Source organism: Stenotrophomonas sp. 364, assembly GCF_009832905.1.
Classification (GTDB): Bacteria; Pseudomonadota; Gammaproteobacteria; order Xanthomonadales; family Xanthomonadaceae; genus Stenotrophomonas; species Stenotrophomonas maltophilia_AP.
In genome coordinates this window covers 3,325,042-3,347,152 of the sequence record NZ_CP047135.1, presented here as the reverse complement: position 1 = coordinate 3,347,152, position 22,111 = coordinate 3,325,042, and the positions used below count along the sequence as shown (strand labels likewise).

Genomic DNA, 22,111 nt, shown 5'->3' with positions numbered 1-22,111 from the left:
GTGATGGCGGCGCGCGCCTGTGCGTTTTCTGGAGTTCCACATGAATCTCGCTTCCCGCAGTGCGGGCGCAATGACGCGCCTGTCTGTTTCCCTGTCGCTCGCCTTGGCCATGCTGCCGCTGCACGCCGCCGAGCGTGAGCCCGCGCAGACCCTGGACACGCTGGTGGTGACCGCCACCGCCCCGTCCTCGCCACTGCATTGGGTCACCGACCCGCGCCTGCCGCGGCAACCGGTGCCGGCCAGCGATGGCGCCGACTACCTCAAGACCGTGCCGGGCTTTTCGGCGATCCGCAACGGCGGCACCAACGGCGATCCGGTGCTGCGTGGCATGTTCGGGTCGCGCCTGAACATCGTCAGCAACGAGGGCAACCTGATCGGTGCGTGCCCCTCGCGCATGGACAATCCGCTGTCCTACATCGCGCCGGAAACCTTCGACCGGCTGACCATCATCAAGGGACCGCAAAGCGTGCGCTGGGGCGCTGGCGCGTCGGCCGGCACGGTGCGTTTTGAGCGCGACACCCCGCGTTTCGACGCACCGGGCGTGGACATCAACGCCAGCGCGCTGGTCGGCTCGCGCAACCGCAATGACCAGGTGCTCGACCTGACCGCCGGTGCGTCGCAGGGCTACGTACGGGTCAACGGCAACCGCTCCGAAGCGGACGATTACAAGGACGGCAACGGCGACGTCGTGCCCTCCAAGTGGCGCAAGTGGAACAGCGACGTCGCCGTCGGCTGGACCCCCGATGCCGACACTGTGGTGGAGCTGTCAGCCGGCACCGGCGACGCCATCGCGCGCTATGCCGGGCGCGGCATGGATGGCGCCGCATTCAAGCGCACCAGCTATGCCGCCCGTTTCGAGAAGGACAACCTGCCCGGTGCCTGGGACAAGCTGTTGGTCAACGTGTACTACAACGACGCCGACCACGTCATGGACAACTACACGCTGCGCACGCCGAACCCGGACAGCAGCATGCCGATGCCGATGGCGGCCAATGTCGACCGGCGAACCACGGGCGGGCGCATCGCCTCGGAATGGCGCTGGCAGGACATCGCGGTGGTCGCCGGCGTAGACGCGCAGGACAGCCGGCACCGCGACCGCAGCGGCATGGGCCGCAACACCTATCAGCAGCAGCCCTGGCGCACCGATGCCCGCTTCGAGAGCCTCGGTGCCTTCAGTGAAATCACCCTGGGCGAAGGCACTGCCCAGCGCTGGGTGGGCGGCCTGCGCATCGACCGCGCCGAGGTCACCGACGAACGTCGAACCAGCGGCATGATGGCCATGCCCAACCCCACCGCTGGCCAGCAGCGCCGCGAGAACCTCGGCAGCGGCTTTGTGCGCATCGAACGTGACCTCGCTCCCGCGCTGACCTGGTACGCTGGTATCGGCCACAGCGAACGCATGCCCGACTACTGGGAACTGTTCTCGCCCGACAGGGGGCCGATGGGCGCGCCGAATGCGTTTGCCGGCATCCAGCCGGAGAAAACCACCCAGCTCGACCTCGGCCTGCAGTACCGCAGCGAGCGCCTGAATGCCTGGGTGTCAGCCTACGCCGGTCGCGTGCAGGACTACATCCTGTTCACCTATCACGACGGCGGCATGATGGGCAGCATGACCCAGGCCAACAACGTGAATGCGCGCCTTGCCGGCGCCGAAGCCGGTGTCGATATCACCGTTGCCCCGCAGTGGAAGCTCGGCGGCAGCCTGGCCTATGCCTGGGGCGAAAACCGCAGCGATGGCACGCCGCTGCCGCAGATGCCGCCGCTGGAAGCGCGCCTGAGCGCCACCTGGGAAGCTGAGCGCTGGAGCGTCGGCGCGCTGGCCCGCGCGGTGACCCACCAGCATCGCGTCGCCGATGGCCAGGGCAACGTGGTGGCCCGTGACCTGGGCCCGAGTGCCGGCTTTGCGACCGTGGCGCTCAATGCCAGCTATCGCATCAACGACGCGCTGCTGCTCAGCGCCGGTCTCGACAACGTGTTCGACCGCGCCTACAGCGAGCACCTGAACCTGGCCGGCAGCGCGGACTTCGGCTTCCCGGCCGACCCGGTGCGGATCAACGAGCCGGGCCGGACGGCGTGGATGAAGGTGAATTACCGGTATTGAGGGACGTGGCGCCGTGCGTTGCCCGGCTGCATGCCCACCCCCACGTAAAGCCGGGCTCTGCCTGGCTGCAGGCATCACCGTCCGGCACGGACCCGCAGCCACGTAGAGCCGGGCTCTGCCCGGCTGAAGGCGTCCCCGCTCGACACGGACCCGTAGCCACGTAGAGCCGGGCTCTGCCCGGCTGAAGCCGTCCCCGCTCGACACGGACCCGCAGCCACGTAGAGCCGGGCCCGGCTGAAGGCGTCCCCGCTCGACACGGACCCGCAGCCGGGCAGAGCCCGGCTCTACGAGATGCCCCCGGCCGTTGACGCCATTCGACACGTGCCGATACACGCCGTTACACACCCGCACAGCCCAGCACGAAAGGCATTTCGGCTGCCACCGGGCCCCGGTAAACGCTTGGCACATATGCCCGGCCAGCCCCGACCCGTACACTCGCCGGTCGTGGGTTTAACGGGATTTTTTCACATGTTGGGACGCATCACCGCGCGCATCGCCGCTGGCCTCACCCTGGCCCTGTTGGCCGGGTGCAGCAGCAAGGACGACACCGCGCGCCGGGCGGCAGACTCCGTACCGGTCACTACCCAGGTGGTGCAGACCTCCGCATGGAACGACACGCTGCAGGCGCTGGGTACCGCCAAGGCCCGTGAGTCGGTGACCATCACCGCCAAGGTCAGCGAGATCATCGAAACCGTCCACTTCGAGAGCGGCCAGCAGGTCAGCGCCGGCACCCCGTTGGTCACCCTGCGCGGGCAGGCCCAGGAAGCGGCCCTGCTGCAGGCGCAAGCCACCTTTGCCGAGGCCGACCAGCTGTACAAGCGCCAGCGCGAACTGGCGGCCCAGCAGCTGGTGGCCAGCGCCACCCTGGACACCCAGCGCGCCATCCGCGATGCCGCCGAGGCGCGCGTGCGCGAAATGCAGTCGGACATCGGCGACCGTCGCGTGCGCGCACCGTTCGCCGGCGTGCTCGGCATCCGCCAGGTCAGTGCGGGCTCGCTGGTCACCCCCAGTACCAGCATCGCCACCCTGGACGACATCGAGCGCATGCACGTCGATTTCCAGGTACCCGAAGCCGAACTGGCCAGCCTCGGCACCGGCGACAAGGTCACCGCCACCAGCGTCGCCTATCCCGGCCGCAGCTTCGAGGGCGTGGTGGCCACCATCGACACCCGCGTCGACCCGGGTACCCGCGCGGTCACCGTGCGCGCCGACTTCATCAATGCCGACCACGCCCTGCGCCCGGGCATGCTGCTGGACATCCGCATGTTCCGCCCGGAGCGCCAGGCCCTGGTCATTCCGGAAATCGCCGTGGTGCAGGTGGGCCGCGATTCGTTCGTGTACCGGGTCAAGGCCGACCACAGCGTGGAACGCATCGATATCACCAGCGGCGCGCGCCGTGCCGGCGTGGTCGAAATCCGCAGCGGCCTGAAGGCCGGCGATCGCATCGTGGTTGACGGTACCGGCAAGCTGCGCCCGGGCCTGAAGGTTGATGAGCGCCCAGCGTCGGCCGTACCCGCCGCCAAGCCTGCGGACCCGGCAGGATGAAACTCTCCGACATTTCCATCCAGCGCCCGGTCTTCGCGGTGGTGATGAGCCTGCTGCTGGTCGTGCTGGGCGTCATGTCGTTCACCCGCCTGACCCTGCGCGAGCTGCCCGCGATCGACCCGCCGATCGTCTCGGTATCGGTGGATTACACCGGTGCTTCGGCCGCGGTGATCGAAAGCCGCATCACCCAGGTGCTTGAAGACGCCCTGGCCGGCATCGAAGGCATCGATACCATCAACGCGCGCAGCTCCAACGGCCGCGCCCAGGTCAGCATTGAATTCACCTCCAACCGCGATATCGAGGCGGCCGCCAACGATGTGCGCGATGCGGTCAGCCGTGTTGCCGACCGCATGCCCGAAGAGGCGCGGCCGCCGGAAATCGCCAAGGTCGAAAGCGACGCCGACCCGATCATCTGGTTCAACATGACCTCCTCCAGCATGGACACGCTGGAGCTGAGCGACTACGCCGACCGGTACGTGGTCGACCGCTTCTCCAGCCTGGACGGCGTGGCCCAGGTCCGCATCGGCGGGCGCCAGCGCTATGCCATGCGCATCTGGCTCGACCGCGACCAGCTGGCCGCGCGTGGCCTTACCGTGGGCGACGTGGAAACCGCGCTGCGCAATGAAAACGTCGAGCTGCCGGCCGGCCGCATCGAATCGGCCGACCGCGACTTCACCCTGCGCGTGGAGCGCAACTACGTGAAGCCGGAAGACTTCGCCACCATTCCGCTGGGCAAGGGCGCCGACGGCTACGTGGTGCGCATGGGCGACGTGGCCAAAATCGAGCTGGCCTCGTCCGAGCGACGCGCGTATTACCGCAGCAATGGCGAACCGGGCATCGGTCTGGGCATCGTCAAGACCTCCACCGCCAACTCGCTGGACGTGGCCCGCACCGCACGTGCCGAAGCCGAGCGGGTCGGGCAGACCCTGCCCGAAGGCACCCACATCTTCGTCGCCTTCGACAACACCACCTTCATCGAAGCCGCCGTGGACCGCGTCTACGCCACGCTGGTGGAAGCCATGCTGCTGGTACTGGCGGTGATCTGGCTGTTCCTCGGCAGTTTCCGCGCCGCGCTGATCCCCGCCGTCACCGTGCCGGTGTGCCTGGTGGCGGCGTTCATCGCGCTGTACGCGTTTGGGTTCTCCATCAACCTGCTGACCCTGCTGGCGCTGGTGCTGTGTATCGGCCTGGTCGTCGATGACGCCATCGTGGTCGTGGAAAACGTGCAACGCCGCATCGACCTGGGCGAACCGCCGCTGGTGGCCTCCAAGCGCGGCACCGCGCAGGTAGCCTTCGCGGTGATCGCCACCACCGCCGTGCTGGTGGCGGTGTTCCTGCCGGTGGGCTTCCTGGAAGGCAATACCGGCCGCCTGTTCCGCGAGCTGGCCGTGGCGTTGGCGGCTGCGGTGGCGCTGTCGGCGTTCGTCTCGCTCACGCTGACCCCGATGATGGCCTCCAAGCTGCTCAAGCCGCACAGCGGCCAGCCGCCCAAGGGCCTGCACGGGGTGATCAACCGCAACCTGGACCGCGTCTCGGCCGCCTACGGGCGCGTGCTCGACGCGCACGTCGGGCGCACGTGGATCTACGTGGTGGTGATGGTGCTGTCGCTGCTGGCCAGTGCGTTGCTGCTCAAGGTGCTGCCCTCTGAACTGGCCCCGGCCGAAGACCGCGGTTCGTTCCAGATCATGATCGATGGCCCGGAAGGCGCCGGCTACGACTACACCGTGGGCCAGGTGCAGGAAGTGGAAAAGGTGGTGGCCGGGTTCGTCGGCGACGACAAGCCGATCGTGCGCGCCAACCCGCGCGTGCCCGGCGGCTTCGGTGCCAGCGAAGAAATGCATACGGGCCGCATCAGCGTGTTCCTGCAGCCGTGGCGCGAGCGCCAGGCCGCCACGCCGGACGTGGCCGCCGACCTGCAGAAGCACCTGGACGGCATCCGCGGCGTGCGCGTGCGCACCCAGGTCGGGGGCGGCCTGGTGCGCAGCCAGGGCCAGCCGTTCCAGATCGTGCTGGGCGGGCCGGAGTACGCGGAAATCGCGCAGTGGCGCGACCGCATGCTGGCGCGCATGGCCGACAACCCGGGCCTGGTCGGCCCGGATTCGGACTACAAGGAAACCCGGCCGCAGATGCGGGTCAACATCGACCGCCAGCGCGCCGCCGACCTGGGCGTATCGGTCACCGCAATCGGCAGTGCGCTGGAAACCATGATGGGCTCGCGCCGGGTCACCACCTTCGTCGACAACGGCGAGGAATACGACGTGCTGGTCCAGGCCGGGCGCGACGGCCGCGCCACCCCGGCCGACCTGGCCGCCATCCGCGTGCGCGCCAGCAGCGGCGAGCTGGTGCCGCTGTCCAACCTGGTCACGCTCAGCGAAGTGGCCGAAGCGGGCAACCTCAACCGCTTCAACCGGCTGCGCTCGATCACCATCACCGCGGGCCTGGCCCCGGGCTACCCGCTGGGCGAGGCGATCGCATGGGCCCAGCAGACCGCCCGCGAGGAGCTGCCGCAGCACGCGCAGCTGGACTGGAAGGGCGAATCGCGCGAGTACCAGAACGCCGGCAGCGCCGTGCTGCTGACCTTCGCCATGGCCTTGCTGGTGGTGTACCTGGTGCTGGCCGCGCAGTTCGAGAGCTTCATCCACCCGCTGGTGATCATGCTGACCGTGCCGCTGGGCGTGCTCGGCGCGCTGCTGGGCCTGTATGTCAGCGGCGGCAGCATCAACCTGTTCAGCCAGATCGGCATCGTGATGCTGGTGGGGCTGGCGGCCAAGAACGGCATCCTGATCGTGGAGTTCGCCAACCAGCTGCGCGATGAAGGCCGCGACGTGCACCGGGCCATCGTCGAATCGTCGATGGTGCGCCTGCGCCCGATCCTGATGACCTCCATCGCCACCGTGGTGGGCGCGATCCCGCTGGTGGTCGCCGGTGGCCCGGGCTCGGCCAGCCGCGGCACCATCGGCATCGTGGTGATCTTCGGCGTCACCGTGTCCACCTTCCTGTCGCTGTTCGTGGTGCCGGCGTTCTACTCGCTGCTGGCCCCGTACACGCGTTCGCCCGAAGCGGTGGCCCGTGAGCTGGAGAAGCAGGAGGCGGAGACCCCGTCGGTGGGCGGGCACGCCTGACCGGGGGGCAGATGAATACGTAGCTGCGGCGTTGTAGAGCTGGGCTCTGCCGCGCCCCTGCTGCCCACGCGCCTGGAGAGTGACGGGGCAGCCGCGTAGAGCCGGGCTCTGCCCGGCTGCTCTTCTCCGAACGGCCAACAAGCGTGAAGCAGCCGGGCAGAGCCCGGCGCTACGTTGCCCAAGCGCGTGGCGACGCGTTCGTCGCCCCCACGCCACCGCCCCCCCACGCACCCGGCGCTACCCGTGGCGGCCCTGATGGTGGAGAATCGACGCGGTCCCCTCCAGCCGACGGGACGTCCTTTTTTTCCGCCGACTGGAGAGAGCGCGTGGAAGCAACCGTACATTTCGTCAACGGCATCATCTGGAGCAAGGCGCTGATCGCCGTGTGCCTGGGCGCTGGCCTGTTCTTCAGCATCCGCACCCGGTTCATGCAGATCCGCGGCTTCTTCGAGATGTGCCGCCTCACCGTCAAGGGCGAGAAGTCCGACGCGGGCGTGTCCTCCTTCCAGGCCTTGGCCATGTCGATGGCCGGCCGCATGGGCATCGGCAATATCGCTGGCGTGGCCACCGCCATCGCCTTCGGCGGTCCCGGCGCGATCTTCTGGATGTGGGTCATGGGCTTCCTCGGCGCCTCCACCTCGTACGTGGAATGCACCCTGGCGCAGATCTACAAGACCAAGGACGCCGAAGGCCGCTACCGCGGCGGCCCGGCGTACTACATCGAAAAAGCCATGGGCATGAAGTGGTACGCCTTGGCGTTCGCCGTGGCCACCATCATCGCCGCCGGCTTCCTGATGCCGGGCGTGCAGGCCAATGCCATCGCCGACAGCATCATCAACGCCTGCCGTGGCGGCGCCCTGTGCGGCCCGCTGGATGGCCAATTCATGGGCCTGGCCGACGTCCAGGCACTGAAGCTGGGCATCGGTATCGTGGTGGCGCTGCTGCTGGGCGTGGTCATTTTCGGCGGGGTCAAGCGCATCGCCAACTTCGCCGAAGTGGTGGTGCCGTTCATGGCCGCCGCGTTCATCCTGATGGCCATCGTCATCATGATCATCAACTACGACCGCGTGCCGGAAATGTTCGGCATCATCTTCGACAGCGCCTTCGGCACCCATGCCGCGTTCGGCGCGATGATGGGCCTGGCGGTGGAGTGGGGCATCAAGCGCGGCATCTATGCCAATGAAGCCGGCCAGGGCTCGGGCCCGCACGCGGCAGCCGCCTCGGAGGTCTCGCACCCGGCCAAGCAGGGCTACGTGCAGGCCTTCGCGATCTATTTCGACACCATGATGGTGTGCACCGCCACCGCCTTCCTGATCCTGGCCAGCGGCACCTACAACGTGTACTCGCCGGTGGAAGGTGCCGCCCCGATCTTCCAGGGCCTGGCCGGTATCCCGGAAGGTGCGGGCTACGCGCAGGCCGGCGTGGAAGCGGTGTTGCCGGGCTGGGGCGCCTCGTTCGTGTCGCTGGCGATCTTCTTCTTCGCCTTCACCACGATCATGGCCTATTACTACATGGCCGAAACCAACCTCAGCTACATCAACCACAACCGCAAGCGCCCGCTCACCGTGCTGGTGCTGCGCCTGGGCATCATCGGCATGGTGGTGTTCGGTGCGTTCCACAACGCCACCCTGGCGTGGGCACTGGGCGACATCGGCGTGGGCCTGATGGCCTGGTTGAACATCATCGCCATCCTGATCGTGCAGAAGCCGGCGATGCTGGCGCTGCGCGATTACGAACGACAGAAGAAGCTCGGCCTGGATCCGACCTTCGACCCCGATGCATTGGGCATCAAGAACGCCGATTTCTGGCGTCAACGCAAGCTGGAGTTGTCCCGTAGTGAATGATCCCTGGAAGAATGCCCGCCGCCCGTCTTCGCGGCCGCCGCGGGCCACCCCGCTGCCCCCGCGCGAGGGCGGCACGCCGCCACCGCCGGGGCGGGGCAACGACGAGCTGCGCCTGTACGGCTGGAACGCCGTGCAGGCCCTGTTCGACAAGCGCCCGCAGGCGCTGCGCAAGCTGTACCTGGCCGAATCGCTGATCCCGCGCCTGCAGCCGATGCTGAAGTGGTGCGTGTCCAACCGGGTGGGGTACCGCGTGGTGGAAGAGGGCGACCTCAACAAGCTGGCCGCTACCACCCACCATGAAGGCGTGGTGGCCGACGTGCTGCGCGCGCCGATGCTGGAGCTGGGCGAGTGGCTGGGCACGCTGCCGGCCGGTACGCCGGCGCTGGCGCTGTGGCTGGATGGCGTGGGCAATCCGCACAATTTCGGCGCGATCCTGCGCTCGGCGGCGCATTTCGGCGTGGCTGGCCTGCTGCTGCCACCGGGGTCCACGCTGGCGCTGTCCGGTGCGGCCGCGCGCGTGGCCGAAGGCGGCGCCGAATCGGTGCCGCTGGTGCGCCTGCCCGCGCTGCCGGAGGCGATGCAGCAGCTGCGCGACGCCGGCTTCGGCCTGGCCGCGACGCTGGTGGACGGCGGCAACAACCTCTTCGCCAGCGACGTGCCGGCGCGTCTGGTCTACGTGATGGGTGCCGAAGGCGAAGGCATGGACCGTGAACTGGCGCAGGATTGTGACGCGCAGGTGTCCATTCCGGGCACCGGCGCAGTGGAAAGCCTCAACGTTGCATCGGCGACAGCGGTGCTGCTGGCGCACTGGTACGGACGCCAGGCACGCTGAGCAGGATGCGGTTTCGGGTAGCGCGCGTGCGCGCTTGCCCAACGCGATGTGATCGGTGTCACCGATAGCGTTATGACTACAGCCGATTCGGATTTTTCGCATAGTGCGCCGGCCTTGAGCTGCGTCACAGTGCTCGGCGGTACTGTGCTGGGTAGGTGAGGAGAGACACCCACCCAGCGCGGCGCCGTTGTCCGGATCGCAGCAAGTCTGTGACGCTCACCGCGTGGGGTGTGACGAGTCCCGGTAGCCCGGTCGTTCTTCGACCGGGCTTTTTTATGCGTCATCGATTGGTAGAGCCGCCCCACGGGTGGCTGCACACCCCGCGGAAACACCCGCTCTCCACGCTTCCGTCATTGCCCCACGCAATGAACACCGTGGTTGTGATCGCCGGCCAAGAACGCAGAACACCACCATCGCATGTGATGCGAAACGGCGTGCGTGCGGCCCCGCACAGATCGACGAAAACAAGGGTTCTGCACATTGTTGCCGCCCAACGGGCTGTGCAGATTGGCGCGGCGGTGTGCGTGTGCACCGTCTTCTTTCCAGTCTCACGGGAGCCTTGGCATGACCTTGTCCGCGTTGTCGTTTCATCGTGTCGCCGCGCTAGCGCTGGCGGCTGTTCCCCTGGGGCTGTTCGCCCCGCACGCCGCTGCCCAGGCACGCAGCCTTGACGGGGTGAATTTCACGGGTCCACTGGTCACCGCCAACCCGGCCGGAGTGCCGCGCGGCCATTGGTACATCGAGCCCTACCTGGTCCGCGTCGACAGTGATGCCGGTTACGACGCCAACGGCCGCCGCCAGCGCAGCAGCGACAGCGGCGCCTGGCTTACCGTCGTGCCCATCGCCTACGGCATGGGCGAGCGCGTCACCGCGCAGGTCAATCTCAGCGCGGCACGTGCCGACGCGGCTGGCGCGCGCAGCGGTGCCGTGCGTGCGGGCGACACCACCGCGCGGCTGCAGTACCTGCTGCAGGCCCCCAGCGCCGACGGCACGCGCCCGGCCATCTCGGTGGCGCTGCTGCAGCGCTTTGCCACCGGCAGCTACGACCGCATCGGGGGCAATCCACTCAACGCCCAGGGCGATGGCGTGCAGCGCACCACCTTCGCACTCGGTGTGCAGCAGGTGCTGTGGATGCCCAACGACCGCCCGTTGCGCTGGCGTGGCCAGCTCAGCGCCAGCCCGGCACCGGCACGCGTGGCGCTGCACGACAGCAGTGTGTATGGCACCGATCCCGGGTTCCGGGGCAGCATCGCGCGCGGCTCGTTGCTCGGTCTGTCGCTGGGGGCCGAGTACAGCGTCAACGCGCGCTGGGTGGCCGCGCTGGACGTCACCGCCAGCCGCGAAAGCGACCAGCACATCACCGGCTATGCCCCGGGCAGCGAGGGCCTGCGGAGCATCAACCAGCGCCGACCTTCCAGCAGCAGTGTCAGCGTGGCGCCGGCCATCGAGTACCACTTCAGTCCGTCGCTGGGGCTGATCGCCGGCGTGGAGTTCAGCGTGGGCGGCCGCAACAGCGGCGCGTTCGTCAGCCCGCAGATCGCGCTCGGGATGTTCTTCTGATGCGCGCGCCTTCGACCCTCCGCACCGCCATCGGGAGCCGCCCATGACCGTCGAATCCATCGTTGCCCGCCTGCTCGACCTGGTCTGGAGCCCGGCGCTGGTGGGGCTGTGCCTGTTGGCTGGCCTGTACTTCAGCGTGCGTACCCGTTTCATCCAGCTACGCGCATTGCCGGACATGCTGCGCCTGTTGTTCAGTTCCACCCGCTCGGCTTCCGGGGTGTCTTCGTTCCAGGCACTGAGCCTGTCGCTGTCCAGCCGGGTCGGCGTCGGCAACATCGCCGGCGTCGCGATGGCCATTGCCTACGGTGGTCCCGGTGCGATCTTCTGGATGTGGTGCGTGGCCTTCCTGGGCGCCAGCAGCGCCTTCATCGAATCAACGTTGGCGCAGATCTACAAGGAGCGCGACGCCAACGGCCAGTACCGCGGTGGCCCGGCGTACTACATCGAACGCGCGTTGGGCCAGCGCTGGTATGCCGTGGCCTTCGCGTGGAGTGCGGTGATCGGCTGCGGGCTGTTCCTGCCGGGCACCCAGTCCAACGCGATCGCCAGCGCGCTTGACGGCGCCTGGGGTATTCCCGCCAGTGCATCGGCGGCCGGTATGGTGGTCGTGGTCGGGTTGGTGATCTTCGGCGGCGTGCGCCGCATCGCCAACGTGGTGCAGGTGGTGGTGCCGGTAATGGCGATCGGCTACCTGCTGGTGGCTGCGGTGGTGATGGCGCTCAACGTGGACGCGCTGCCGGGCATGGCGCGGCTGATCGTCGACAGCGCGTTCGGTACCGACGCCGCGTTTGGCGCGATGATCGGCACTGCCATCCAGTGGGGCGTGCGTCGCGGGGTGATGTCAAACGAGGCCGGGATGGGCAGCGGCGCGCATCCGGCTGCGGCCGCCGAGGTCTCGCACCCGGTCAAGCAGGGGCTGGTGCAGGCGTTCTCGGTCTACATCGACACCCTGGTGGTGTGCAGCGCCACCGCGTTCCTGGTGTTGTCCACCGGTGCCTACAACGTGTACGACCCGGCCGCGGCCAGCCATGCCGGCATGCTGGTGGCGAACGTGCCCGGGTTGGCTGCGGGGCCGCACTTCGTGCAGCACGCGGTGGAATCGGCGTTGCCCGGGTTCGGCACGGCCTTCATCGCCCTGGCGATCCTGCCCTTCGCGTTCAGCACCATCCTGGCGCTGTACTACAACGCCGAAACCAATGTGGTGTACCTGTGCCGCAACCAGCATCGGCCGTGGGCGCTGCGGCTGTTCCAGGTGGCGTTCGTGGGCGTGGCGACGTGGTCGGCGGTCAATACCGCAACGGTGGCGTGGTCGCTGGGCGACATCGGCGTCGGCCTGATGAGCTGGTTGAACATCATCGCGTTGGTGCTGTTGCAGAAGCCGGCGCTGGCCGCATTGCGCGATTATGAGAAGAGCCGGCGTGCCGGCATCGATCCGGTGTTCAACCCGCAGGCGGCCGGCGTTGCCCGGGCGGAGCTGTGGAACGAGATCGCCGCGCGCGGCGGTAAGTGAGCAGGGCAGGGACCGTGGCCTGCTGCCACGGTCCCTGCGAGCCGTCATTCGTTGGGCGGCGTGGTTGGCTTGGCTTCGCTGCCGAAGCTGCCGTCGGCCTCGGCGGCCAGGTAGGCAAACACGGTGTAGGCGGCTACGTTCTGTGCCAGCGCCGCCGGATCGATCTTGTCCAGGGTGTCGTCGGCGGTGTGGTGCAGGTGGAAGTAGTCGCTGCCGTCCTGCGCCAACCACGCCCAGGCACCGCCCTTGGCGGCCAGCGGGCCTACGTCTGGGCCCGGGCCGCCCTTGTCGGCCGCGTACTCGATGCCCAGCGGCTTGAGCACCTCGGCGATCTGGCGGGTGGCATCGCGCGAGCCCTGCGGGTTCGGCGAGCCGGTGTTGAAGGCGTAGATGCGGCCGGCGCCGAAGTCGCTCTCGGCGGCCAGCTGGTGCAGCACCACGTCCTTGGCATGCGCCTCGGCATACGCCTTGCCGCCGTACAGACCCTGTTCCTCGTTGGCGAACGCCACCACGCGGATGGTGCGCTTCGGCGCCTGCTTGAGCTGGCCGATCAGATGGCCCGCGGCCATGGTGATGCCCACGCCGGCGCCATCGTCCACCGCGCCGGTGCCCAGGTCCCAGGAATCGAGGTGACCGCCGATCACCACGACTTCCTTGGGCAGGCTGCGCCCGGTGATTTCGCCGATGACGTTGTACGAGGTGGCCTTGCCGTCCCACCCGCAATCCAGGCTCAGCTTCAGCGTGGTGCTGCCGAGGGCGACCAGGCGAGCGAGCTGGTTGGCATCGGGTACCGACAATGCGGCGGCCGGCACCGGCGTCAGACCCTCATCGAAACGGGTGATGCCGGTGTGCGGCACGCGGTGCGAATCGGTACCGGCCGAGCGCATCACAAAGCCCACCGCGCCCTTGCGGATCGCCTCGGACGGACCCTTGCTACGAACTGCGCCCCCGTTGCCGTAGTCACGGCCGTCGCGGTAGGCAGTCATCTGGTAGTCGACGAAGGCGATCTTGCCCTTCAATGAGCCTTCCGGCGCCGCCTGCAGCGCGGCCAGGTCGGCAAAGCGCACCACCTCGGCCTCGACCGTGCCGCCCGGGCTGCCGCCCAGGGCGGTAATGGTCAGCGGCTGTGCGTGCTTGCCGATCACATGGGCGTGTTCACTGCGGCGCTCCCACTTGGGGAAGGTCACCGGCTCGGTCCAGACCTTGTCAAAGCCCAGTGCCTTGAACTTGGCCACGGCCCAGGCCACGGCGCGGGCATCGGCTTCGCCACCGGCGATGCGCGGGCCGATCTCGGTGGTGAGCGACTCGACCACCTTCCAGCCGGTGTCGTCCTTGAGGGCCTGCTCGCGCAGTTCGGCTGCGGTGGCCAGCGACTTGGGTGCCAGCGTAGTGGGGCCGGTCGCCGCGAACGCCGGGGCGGCCAACAGTGCGAGGGAGGATGCGATGGCAAGGACGCGGCGACGCATGGACAGCTCCGGAAAGCAGGACAGAAGCGTCCGAGCTTAGCAGCCTGCCGGGCCCGCACATGGGTGGGAGGTCATGGTTGCGCGGACGCTGTTTTCCATACGCGAAAACCCCGCCGGGGCGGGGTTTTTGAATGCGCATCTGCCACGGCGGAACCCGATGCCCGGTAGTGCCGGCCACTGGCCGGCCCCACGCAATATCGGGTGCCTGCAGAGCCGGCCAGCGGTCGGCACTACCGTACGAATGCTTACTGCTTGAGGTTGTCGCGGATCTCGCGCAGCAGCAGCACTTCTTCGCTCGGCGCGGGCGGCGCAGCGGGCTCGGCCTGCTTCTTGCGCGCCAGGCGGTTGATGAACTTCACCACCATGAAGATGGCAAACGCCACGATGACGAACTGCACCACGGTGTTGAGGAAGTCGCCGTAGCCGATCACCACCGCCGGAATTTCCTTGCCGGTTGGATCCACGCGCGCAGGTGCCAAGGTCCAGGCCAGTTCCGAGAAATCCACGCGTCCAATCACCCAACCCAGCGGCGGCATGATGATCTTGTCGACCAGTGCGGTGACGATCTTGCCGAACGCGGCACCAATCACGACACCGACCGCCAGGTCGATGACGTTGCCACGCATGGCAAATTCCTTGAACTCAGTCAGTACGCCCATCAGGCTCTCCTCGTGGGGAAAATCAACAGATACGCCAGCGTAATGCCGGGGGTGTCATTCGGAGATGATGCCATGGCGCTCGGCCACGTTTTCCAGCCGCGCGCTGAAACGATCCCCCGGCTTCAAGGCGGCCACCCCGGCGGGGGTGCCCATGAAGACCAGGTCGCCGGCTTTCAGTGCCCACAGCTTGGACAGTTCGTGCAGGATTTCCGGCACGTTCCAGATCATCTGGTCCAGCAGCGATTGCTGGCGCACTTCGCCGTTGATTTCCAGCGACAGGTTGAGCGCGGCCAGGTCGCCCACTTCGCCGGCCGGGACCAGTTCGCTGATCGGTGCGGAATGATCGAAGCCCTTGGCCGGATCCCACGGATGCCCCTTGGCCTTGGCAGCTGCCTGCAGGTCGCGGCGGGTCAGATCCAGCCCGACACCGTAGCCGAAGACCAACGCCTCGGCCTGGTCCACCGGCAGCTCGCCGGCCGGCGCGTCGCGACCGATCGCCACCACCAGCTCCACTTCGTGGTGCAGGTCGTGCGTGGCAGGCGGGTAGGGGATCACATCGTCATGTCCAACCACGATCGCATCGGCGGGCTTGCTGAAGAACATCGGGCGGCCGCGATCATCGGCGGCGGGCACGGCCGCCCCCATTTCGCGCGCGTGGTCGGCGAAGTTGCGGCCCACACAGTAGATCCGGCGCACCGGGAACGTACCGCCACCGGCGACCGGAATGCGGGGCTGCTCGGGCGTGGGGATTACATCGGTCATGCGCGCGTCCTGTGGAGAGGTTTCGCCGCAGTCTAGAGCGTTTTTCGGCTCCCACAAACAGAAACGGCCGCGCAGGGCGCGGCCGTCATCAGGAGGGACGCGCGTCAATCAACGCGACATCGGCAAGGCCTGCTTGCGGACCACACGGTATTCGCCGTCCACGACCCGCGACGGAGCGGTGCGCGCACTCTTGCGCTGGGCGAGCAGCTTCCATGCCAGGCCGGCGATGATCATCGCCGCGCCCACGAACACACCCACGAATACCAGCGCGGCCAGGATTGCCAGGCCCAACAGACCGACCGCAACGCGCACCAACGGGTGGCGCGGCTTGCGCGGCGCGAACAGGGTGCGGAACGTGTTGAACTGGAAGTAGCGGTTGTACATGGCGTTTCTTTGGGCTGAAGTCAGCGAGCCATCAGTATCCGGGGTGGTCCCTGTCATTGAGTGAAAAACTCGTTAAACGTACCGCGCGTTCATTTCAAATCAATGACTTGTGTTCATCGCCGGGCCAGCCACGTGACGGCGTGAGAGAATGCCGCCCCGTTGAATATGCGTGCCGACATGTCCGTTTCCGATACCACCGCCGCTCCCTTGATTGCCCTGGACGCCATTGCCGACGCGGGCTTTGCCGAGGTCGAGGTCACCCTGGACGGCGACAGTGAGTCGCTGGTCATGTACCGCGATGGCGACGACGTACGCGGTTGGCTGAACATCTGCCCGCATGCCGGCCGACGCCTGGACTGGGCTCCGGGGCAGTTCCTGAAAAGCCGGGACGGCCATCTGGTCTGTGCCGCGCACGGCGCGTCGTTCTCGCTCGACGATGGCGGCTGCGTGGCCGGCCCGTGCAAGGGCGACCGCCTGCGCGCGGTACCGTTGCAGGTGCGCGACGGCCAGGTGTGGCTTGGGTAGGTAGCGACCGTTGGTCGCTACGCCTTCGCCTCAGAACATCAGGTTGATCATCGCCACCACCACGATGGTGTAGATCAACGACAGCGGCGCACCGACGCGCCACAGCTCGCGCGGGGTGTAGTTGGCCGGCCCGGTGATCATCGAAATCACCGGGTTGGACGCCGTCATCAGGTTGTTGGAGGCCGACAGCGCCACGATCAGCGCAAACGCGGTGGGGCTGCCACCGGCGGCCAGCGCCAGGTTCACTGCGATGGGCACCATCACAATGGTCGCCCCGACGTGACTGATCACCAGCGAGAACATGGTGGTCAACAACGCCAGCGCGATTTCCAGCACCCACACCGGGATGCCGGTCGGCAGCCGGTCGATGGTGTGGCCGGCGATCCACGCCGCCGCGCCACTGCTGTCCATGGCCCAGCCGAGCGGAATCAGCCCGGCCATCATGAAGATGGTCTTCCAGTTGATCGAGGCATACGCCTCGTCCATGCGCAGCACGCCGGTGAGCAGCATGCCGGCCACGCCGGTCATCAGGGTCAGCGCCACCGGCAGCTTGGAGGTCAGCGCGATGAGGATGGTGATGGCGAAGATGCTCATCGCGATCTTGAACTTGTGCGGTCGCTGCTCGCCCTTGGGGTAGTCGGTGACCACCACGAAGTCGCGGCTTTTGGCGGCCTGGGCCAGGTCGGTCCAGATGCTGTGGAAGACCAGCATGTCGCCGGCGCGCAGGGCCACGTTGCGCACGTCCTCGCGGATCACCTGCTTGTCGCGGTTGATCGCCAGCAGGCTGATCCCGCGCTGCTTGCGCAGCCGCAGTTCCGAGGCGGTCTTGCCGATCACGTCGGAGGTGGGCGGCACCACGGCCTCGGAAATACCGGCGCGGCTGGGGTTGAACAGGTCGCCCAGGTGCTTCAGGCGCGAGGACATGCGCAGGAACTGGTTCTGCGCGAAGTCGTTGACCTGCGCGCGGGCACCCATCACCCCCAGCACGCTGCCCACCCAGATGCGCATCTCCGCCGGTGGTGCCAGCCGGGTGTCATTGCCGGTCTTGAGCGCCAGCAGCAGCGGCGCGTCGTGCACGTTCTCCGCCTCGCCCAGGGTCATGCCCACCAGCGGGCTCTCGGCGCTCACCACCAGCTCGAACACGTCGCCTTCGATGCCGTAGGTCTTGGCGAAGTAGCTCTCGGTGCGCGCCGGGGTGACCCCGTCGTTGGCCAGGGTCTCCTCTTCGACCAGCTTGCGGTCGCCGAAGTAGCGGAAATACAGCAGCGAGGCGACCAGCAGCGCCACACCGATCGGCAGCGGCGCGAACATGCGCAGCGGCTCGATGGTGGCCAGGCCCGAGGGCAGGTTGTTGTTGGCCGACGCCAGCAGATCGTTGAGCAGGATCAGCGGCGAGTTGCCGACCATGGTCAGCGCACCGCCCATCACGATCGCCGCGGCAATCGGCAGCAGCAGGCGCTGCAGGGTCAGCCCGGTGCGTGCGGCCAGCCGCGAGGCCACCGGCAGGTACAGCGCCATCACCGACGGGTTCTGCATGAACGAGGAGTTCAGGCCGGCAATGGCGGTGGTCATCATCAGCAGGCGGGTTTCCACCCCATGCCCCCGGCGCAGCAACCACGCCGCCAGCCGGTTCAACGCCCCGGTGCGGTCCAGGCCCGCACCGAGGATGGTGGTTGCGATGATGCTCATCACCGCGTTACCGGAGAAGCCGCCGAAGATCTCCTCCGGCGCGATCAGGCCGGTGACACCCAGTACCACCAGCACCACCAGCGCCACCACGTCGGCGCGGATGCGCTCGAACAGGAACATCGCCATCGTGAAGCCGACCAGCCCGAGAACGAGCTTCATGTCTGTGGTCAGCGTCAGCGCGGTATCCATGGGGTGGCGCGGTTCCTAGGGCCAGGATCAGGTGCGGTCGTACAACAGGTCCCACACGCCATGGCCGAGCTTCTGGCCACGGGTTTCGAAGTGGGTCTGCGGGCGCCATTCGGGGCGGTCCACCTGGCCGCGCGGACCGGCGCGGTTGGTCAGCCCGTCCGTGGCGTCCAGCACGTCCCACATCTGCTCGGCGTAGTCTTCCCAGTCGGTGGCACAGTGCAGGCGGCCGCCACTGCGCAGCTTGCGCACCAGCAGCGCGGCGAACGCCGGCTGGATCAGGCGCCGCTTGTTGTGGCGCTTCTTGTGCCACGGGTCCGGGAAATAGATGCGGACCTCATCGAGCACGCCATCGCCGATTTCCTTTTCCAGCACCTCCACCGCGTCGTGGTGGTACAGGCGCACGTGGTCGGCGTTGTCGTCGGCCAGCGCGTTGAGCAGGCGGCCCACGCCGGGAGCGTGCACTTCCAGGCCGATGTAGTCGCGGCTGGGGTCCTGCTGGGCGGCAAAGCGCAGCGCGGCACCGTTGCCGAAGCCGATTTCCAGCACCTTGCGCGCGTCACGGCCGAAGGTGGCGTCCAGGTCGCGCGGCTGGCCGGTGAAGTCCAGGCCGAAGCGCGGCCAGCGATCGTCGAACGCGCGCTGCTGGGCGGGGGTGAAGCGACCCTGGCGCAGCACGAAGCTGCGGACCTCGCGGCGGCCTTCGGTGATGGTGAACGGCTTGGCCGGGGCCTTGGCGCCGGCACTGTCGAAAGGATTGGTCATCAGATCAGCCCATCCACCGGCGAGGACGCACTGGCGTAGCGCTTGCGCGGAATGCGCCCGGCCAGGAACGCCTCGCGCCCGGCCTCGACCGCCTTGCGCATCGCGCTGGCCATCAACACCGGGTTGCGAGCGCCGGCGATGGCGGTGTTCATCAGCACGCCGTCGCAGCCCAGCTCCATCGCGATCGCCGCATCCGAGGCCGTGCCGACGCCGGCGTCGACGATGATCGGCACCTTGGCGTCTTCGATGATCTGCAGCAGGTTGTACTTGTTCTGGATGCCCAGGCCCGAGCCGATCGGCGCGGCCAGCGGCATCACCGCGGCGCAGCCGATCTCCTCCAGGCGCTTGGCCAGGATCGGGTCGTCGGAGGTGTAGACCATGACCGCGAAGCCATCCTTGACCAGCTGCTCGGCGGCCTTGAGGGTCTGCACCACGTCCGGGTACAGGGTCTTCTGGTCGCCCAGCACTTCCAGCTTGGTCAGGTTGTGGCCGTCCAGCAGCTCGCGGGCCAGGCGACAGGTGCGCACGGCGTCTTCGGCGGTGTAGCAGCCGGCGGTGTTGGGCAGGATGGTGTAGCGGTCCGGCGGCAGCACGTCGAGCAGGTTCGGCTCGCCCGGGTTCTGCCCGATGTTGGTGCGGCGGATCGCCACGGTCACGATCTGGGCACCGGCGGCATCGGTGGCGATGCGGGTTTCTTCCAGGTCCTTGAACTTGCCGGTGCCGGTCAACAGCCGGGAACCGTAAGTCTTGCCGGCGATCACCAGCGCGTCGTTGGGGGCGTGTGGATTCATGGCGCGAATTATCGCCTATCGCGCGTCACGATGCTGGCCCCGGCAACGCGGCGTCCAACACGGTCAACCACCGCCCAGCGCATGCACGATTTCGACCACGTCGCCGTCCTGCAGGGTGTGGCTGGCATGCCGGCTGCGGGTGACGATCTCGCCGTTGACTTCCACCGCCACCCGGCGCTCAAGCAGGTGCTCGGTGTGCAGCAGGTCGTGGACGGTGGCGCTTTGCGGAAGCTGGCGGGTGTCGCCATTGAGGACGATGTTCATGACGCCATTGTCCCTAATTGTGGCCGGGGTGCGTACCCTTGCCGGCCGCCTGGCGGGTTGGCGGAGGCCGCCGCGCGGCGTTTCCGCGGCTGCGGGGGTATTTCATGCGGCGACGCAGCGTGAATTGCCCCGGGCGCAGTGAAACCATTGCCACCGTGCGCCGGCGTACGTCGGTTGTTCCCCACTTCAAGGAGCTTTACATGCTGCTCAGCAAGCGCCCCCTGCGTTCCCTGATGGCGGTCGCCATCGCCCTGGCGGCGGCCCCGGCCATGGCCCAGTCGCCGTATACCAAGACCGTGGTATTCGGTGACAGCCTGAGCGACGCCGGCTACTTCCGCCCGCTGCTGCCGGCCAGCGCGAACCCGATCATCGGCCAGTTCACCACCAACCCCGGTTGGATCTGGGCCGAGTACGTGGCCGACTACTACGGCACCAACGGCGGTGCGCACGGCAACGGCCAGAATGGTGACAACTACGCCATCGGCGGCGCCCGCGTCGGCGTGGATACCAGCCAGGTGCTGGTGCCGGGTACCCCGGCAGTGCCGGTGTATTCGCTCAAGACGCAGATGAACCAGTACCTTGCGGCCAATGGCGGCAAGGCCGACCCGAACGCGCTGTACACCGTGTGGGGCGGCGCCAATGACCTGTTCGCCATCCAGCGCGGCGCGCCGTTGGCTGCCACCCTGGGCGCGGCGGTGACCGATCAGGTCGGCATCGTTGGCACGCTGAAGGCGGCCGGTGCCCAGTACGTGGTGGTGCCCACCATTCCCGACATCGGCCTGACCCCGGACGCGCGCGCCGCCGGCCCGGCGGGCATGGCGGCCGGAACCGCCCTGGCCAAGGCCTACAACGACGCGCTGTTCGGTGGCCTGAAAGCGGCCGGCCTGCAGGTGATTCCGGTGGACACCTTCCACATCCTGCAGGAAATCGTTGCCAGCCCGTCCACCTACGGCTTCGTCAACGCCACCGGCAAGGCCTGCCTCACCGCAACCTCGCTGACCTGCAGCCCGGCCGCCTATGCGACACCGGACGCCTACCAGACCTACGTGTTCGCCGATGGCGTGCATCCGTCCAACGCGACCCACCAGATGCTGGGCCAGTACACCCTGTCGATCCTGGAAGCCCCCCGCAACCAGCAGATCCTGACCCACTCGGCGCAGACGGTCGGTCGTTCGCGCGCCGACCAGGTCAGCTGGCACCTGGACGGCCGTCCGGCTGACGGCCTGAGCTGGTGGGGCAACCTGCGTGGCGACATGCAGCGCTACGCACATGCCGACCTGTACGACGGCATGGCCCCGGCCGGCCTGTTCGGCGTGGATTGGGCGCGTGACGGCATGGTGGTCGGCGGCTTCGCCGGCTATGGCCGCATGGACGCCGATTTCGGCAACAGCAAGGGCGACTTCACCCAGTCCGATACCTCGCTGGGCCTGTTCGCCGGCTGGTATGGCGAGCGCGTGTGGGTCAACGGCCAGGTCAGCTACAGCTGGCTGGACTACGACGTCACCCGCAAGGTCCAGCTGGGCCCGGCGACCCGCATCCATGAAGGCTCGCCGGAAGGCAGCAACCTGACCGCCGCGTTGAACGCCGGTTATGAGTTCGGCACCGAGGGCGGCTTCCGCCATGGTCCGGTGGCTGCGGTGATCTGGCAGAAGGTCAAGCTGGACGGTTACACCGAAAGCAACCCGAGCGCCACCGCGCTGGGCTATGGCAACCAGGATGTCGACTCCACCGTAGGCCGCATCGGCTGGCAGGCCCGTTTCGACGGCGGCAGCGTCAAGCCGTACGTGCAGGTCACCTACGACCACGAGTTCGAAGACGACAAGCAGGCCAGCGCGTGGCTGCAGTCGATGCCGGAGGTGGGCATGTACAAAGTGCCGGGGCTGGAGTTCGACAAGAACTACGCCACCGCCGTGCTGGGTGCGCGCCTGAACCTGTGGGGCCTGAACAGCAATGTGGGCATGAGCACCACCACGCTGCAGAAGCGTGCCCGCGACGTGTCGCTGTTTGCCAGCTTCAGCGGCAGCTTCTGATCCACCGCGCGCAACGCCCCGCATGGGGCGTTGCAGGCGGCTGGCGAAAGCCAGCAACAACGGGCGGCCCAGTGCC

At 67.9% G+C, this 22,111-nt stretch carries 17 protein-coding genes; 9 read left to right on the top strand and 8 right to left on the bottom strand.

Going from position 1 to position 22,111, the window contains the following annotated elements:
- Positions 1 to 40 precede the first annotated feature (40 nt).
- From GQ674_RS15115 to GQ674_RS15085, 7 genes are all read left to right on the top strand, one after another.
- The gene (locus GQ674_RS15115) at positions 41 to 2,101 is read left to right on the top strand and encodes a TonB-dependent copper receptor (protein ID WP_159497736.1); all 2,061 of its coding nucleotides are present in this window, start codon (positions 41 to 43) and stop codon (positions 2,099 to 2,101) included.
- Positions 2,102 to 2,569: 468 nt separating this feature from the next.
- Entirely contained in the window at positions 2,570 to 3,646 is a 1,077-nt protein-coding gene (locus GQ674_RS15110; RefSeq protein ID WP_159497735.1) for an efflux RND transporter periplasmic adaptor subunit, read from the top strand.
- Positions 3,643 to 6,768, top strand: coding sequence for an efflux RND transporter permease subunit (locus GQ674_RS15105; protein ID WP_159497734.1), 3,126 nt, complete (start codon positions 3,643 to 3,645; stop codon positions 6,766 to 6,768). The genes GQ674_RS15110 and GQ674_RS15105 overlap by 4 nt, the downstream gene beginning before the upstream one ends.
- 326 nt (positions 6,769 to 7,094) lie before the next feature.
- Entirely contained in the window at positions 7,095 to 8,612 is a 1,518-nt protein-coding gene (locus GQ674_RS15100) for an alanine/glycine:cation symporter family protein (RefSeq protein WP_159497733.1), read from the top strand.
- Positions 8,613 to 8,664: 52 nt separating this feature from the next.
- Positions 8,665 to 9,444, top strand: coding sequence for a TrmH family RNA methyltransferase (locus GQ674_RS15095; RefSeq protein WP_236546314.1), 780 nt, complete (start codon positions 8,665 to 8,667; stop codon positions 9,442 to 9,444).
- A 564-nt stretch (positions 9,445 to 10,008) separates the two neighbouring features.
- Positions 10,009 to 11,004: a hypothetical protein gene (locus GQ674_RS15090; RefSeq protein WP_159497731.1), complete on the top strand. Its 996-nt coding sequence runs from the start codon at positions 10,009 to 10,011 to the stop codon at positions 11,002 to 11,004.
- A 43-nt stretch (positions 11,005 to 11,047) separates the two neighbouring features.
- Positions 11,048 to 12,514, top strand: a complete 1,467-nt coding sequence (locus GQ674_RS15085) for an alanine/glycine:cation symporter family protein (protein WP_159497730.1) — start codon at positions 11,048 to 11,050, stop codon at positions 12,512 to 12,514.
- Positions 12,515 to 12,558: 44 nt separating this feature from the next.
- Here GQ674_RS15085 and GQ674_RS15080 read toward each other — a convergent pair whose 3' ends face one another.
- From GQ674_RS15080 to GQ674_RS15065, 4 genes are all read right to left on the bottom strand, one after another.
- Positions 12,559 to 13,980, bottom strand: a complete 1,422-nt coding sequence (locus GQ674_RS15080; protein WP_159497729.1) for a M28 family peptidase — start codon at positions 13,978 to 13,980, stop codon at positions 12,559 to 12,561.
- A gap of 245 nt (positions 13,981 to 14,225) precedes the next feature.
- The gene (gene mscL, locus GQ674_RS15075) at positions 14,226 to 14,639 is read right to left on the bottom strand and encodes a large-conductance mechanosensitive channel protein MscL (protein WP_159497728.1); all 414 of its coding nucleotides are present in this window, start codon (positions 14,637 to 14,639) and stop codon (positions 14,226 to 14,228) included.
- 54 nt (positions 14,640 to 14,693) lie between these two features.
- Positions 14,694 to 15,401 carry a fumarylacetoacetate hydrolase family protein gene (locus GQ674_RS15070; protein WP_159497727.1) on the bottom strand — a complete coding sequence of 236 codons (708 nt, stop codon included), beginning with the start codon at positions 15,399 to 15,401 and terminating at the stop codon, positions 14,694 to 14,696.
- 108 nt (positions 15,402 to 15,509) lie between these two features.
- Entirely contained in the window at positions 15,510 to 15,785 is a 276-nt protein-coding gene (locus GQ674_RS15065) for a hypothetical protein (protein WP_159497726.1), read from the bottom strand.
- Between the two features lie 177 nt (positions 15,786 to 15,962).
- On the opposite strand from GQ674_RS15065, the gene GQ674_RS15060 reads away from it, so the two are divergent.
- Positions 15,963 to 16,310, top strand: coding sequence for a Rieske 2Fe-2S domain-containing protein (locus GQ674_RS15060; protein ID WP_159497725.1), 348 nt, complete (start codon positions 15,963 to 15,965; stop codon positions 16,308 to 16,310).
- Between the two features lie 30 nt (positions 16,311 to 16,340).
- Here GQ674_RS15060 and GQ674_RS15055 read toward each other — a convergent pair whose 3' ends face one another.
- The 4 genes from GQ674_RS15055 to thiS all read right to left on the bottom strand — a co-directional run bounded on the left by GQ674_RS15055 (position 16,341) and on the right by thiS (position 20,005).
- Positions 16,341 to 18,188 (bottom strand): SLC13 family permease, encoded by a 1,848-nt coding sequence (locus GQ674_RS15055; RefSeq protein ID WP_159497724.1) that lies wholly within the window; start codon positions 18,186 to 18,188, stop codon positions 16,341 to 16,343.
- Between the two features lie 27 nt (positions 18,189 to 18,215).
- Entirely contained in the window at positions 18,216 to 18,950 is a 735-nt protein-coding gene (gene trmB, locus GQ674_RS15050) for a tRNA (guanosine(46)-N7)-methyltransferase TrmB (RefSeq protein WP_159497723.1), read from the bottom strand.
- Positions 18,950 to 19,741 carry a thiazole synthase gene (locus GQ674_RS15045; protein ID WP_128096404.1) on the bottom strand — a complete coding sequence of 264 codons (792 nt, stop codon included), beginning with the start codon at positions 19,739 to 19,741 and terminating at the stop codon, positions 18,950 to 18,952. The genes trmB and GQ674_RS15045 overlap by 1 nt, the downstream gene beginning before the upstream one ends.
- Positions 19,742 to 19,804: 63 nt before the next feature.
- Positions 19,805 to 20,005, bottom strand: coding sequence for a sulfur carrier protein ThiS (gene thiS / locus GQ674_RS15040; RefSeq protein WP_159497722.1), 201 nt, complete (start codon positions 20,003 to 20,005; stop codon positions 19,805 to 19,807).
- 200 nt (positions 20,006 to 20,205) lie between these two features.
- On the opposite strand from thiS, the gene GQ674_RS15035 reads away from it, so the two are divergent.
- Complete coding sequence (locus GQ674_RS15035) at positions 20,206 to 22,035, top strand: autotransporter domain-containing protein (protein ID WP_159497721.1); 1,830 nt, start codon at positions 20,206 to 20,208, stop codon at positions 22,033 to 22,035.
- Positions 22,036 to 22,111 lie beyond the last annotated feature (76 nt).

Bases quoted from the DNA above. Each gene is read 5' to 3' on its own strand.
- GQ674_RS15055 (WP_159497724.1), bottom strand. From the start codon at position 18,188: ATGGATACCGCGCTGACGCTGACCACAGACATGAAGCTCGTTCTCGGG.
- trmB (WP_159497723.1), bottom strand. From the start codon at position 18,950: ATGACCAATCCTTTCGACAGTGCCGGCGCCAAGGCCCCGGCCAAGCCG.
- GQ674_RS15035 (WP_159497721.1), top strand. From the start codon at position 20,206: ATGCTGCTCAGCAAGCGCCCCCTGCGTTCCCTGATGGCGGTCGCCATC.
- GQ674_RS15060 (WP_159497725.1), top strand. From the start codon at position 15,963: ATGTCCGTTTCCGATACCACCGCCGCTCCCTTGATTGCCCTGGACGCC.
- thiS (WP_159497722.1), bottom strand. From the start codon at position 20,005: ATGAACATCGTCCTCAATGGCGACACCCGCCAGCTTCCGCAAAGCGCC.
- GQ674_RS15045 (WP_128096404.1), bottom strand. From the start codon at position 19,741: ATGAATCCACACGCCCCCAACGACGCGCTGGTGATCGCCGGCAAGACT.
- GQ674_RS15085 (WP_159497730.1), top strand. From the start codon at position 11,048: ATGACCGTCGAATCCATCGTTGCCCGCCTGCTCGACCTGGTCTGGAGC.
- GQ674_RS15080 (WP_159497729.1), bottom strand. From the start codon at position 13,980: ATGCGTCGCCGCGTCCTTGCCATCGCATCCTCCCTCGCACTGTTGGCC.
- GQ674_RS15115 (WP_159497736.1), top strand. From the start codon at position 41: ATGAATCTCGCTTCCCGCAGTGCGGGCGCAATGACGCGCCTGTCTGTT.
- GQ674_RS15090 (WP_159497731.1), top strand. From the start codon at position 10,009: ATGACCTTGTCCGCGTTGTCGTTTCATCGTGTCGCCGCGCTAGCGCTG.
- mscL (WP_159497728.1), bottom strand. From the start codon at position 14,639: ATGGGCGTACTGACTGAGTTCAAGGAATTTGCCATGCGTGGCAACGTC.
- GQ674_RS15065 (WP_159497726.1), bottom strand. From the start codon at position 15,785: ATGTACAACCGCTACTTCCAGTTCAACACGTTCCGCACCCTGTTCGCG.
- GQ674_RS15105 (WP_159497734.1), top strand. From the start codon at position 3,643: ATGAAACTCTCCGACATTTCCATCCAGCGCCCGGTCTTCGCGGTGGTG.
- GQ674_RS15070 (WP_159497727.1), bottom strand. From the start codon at position 15,401: ATGACCGATGTAATCCCCACGCCCGAGCAGCCCCGCATTCCGGTCGCC.
- GQ674_RS15110 (WP_159497735.1), top strand. From the start codon at position 2,570: ATGTTGGGACGCATCACCGCGCGCATCGCCGCTGGCCTCACCCTGGCC.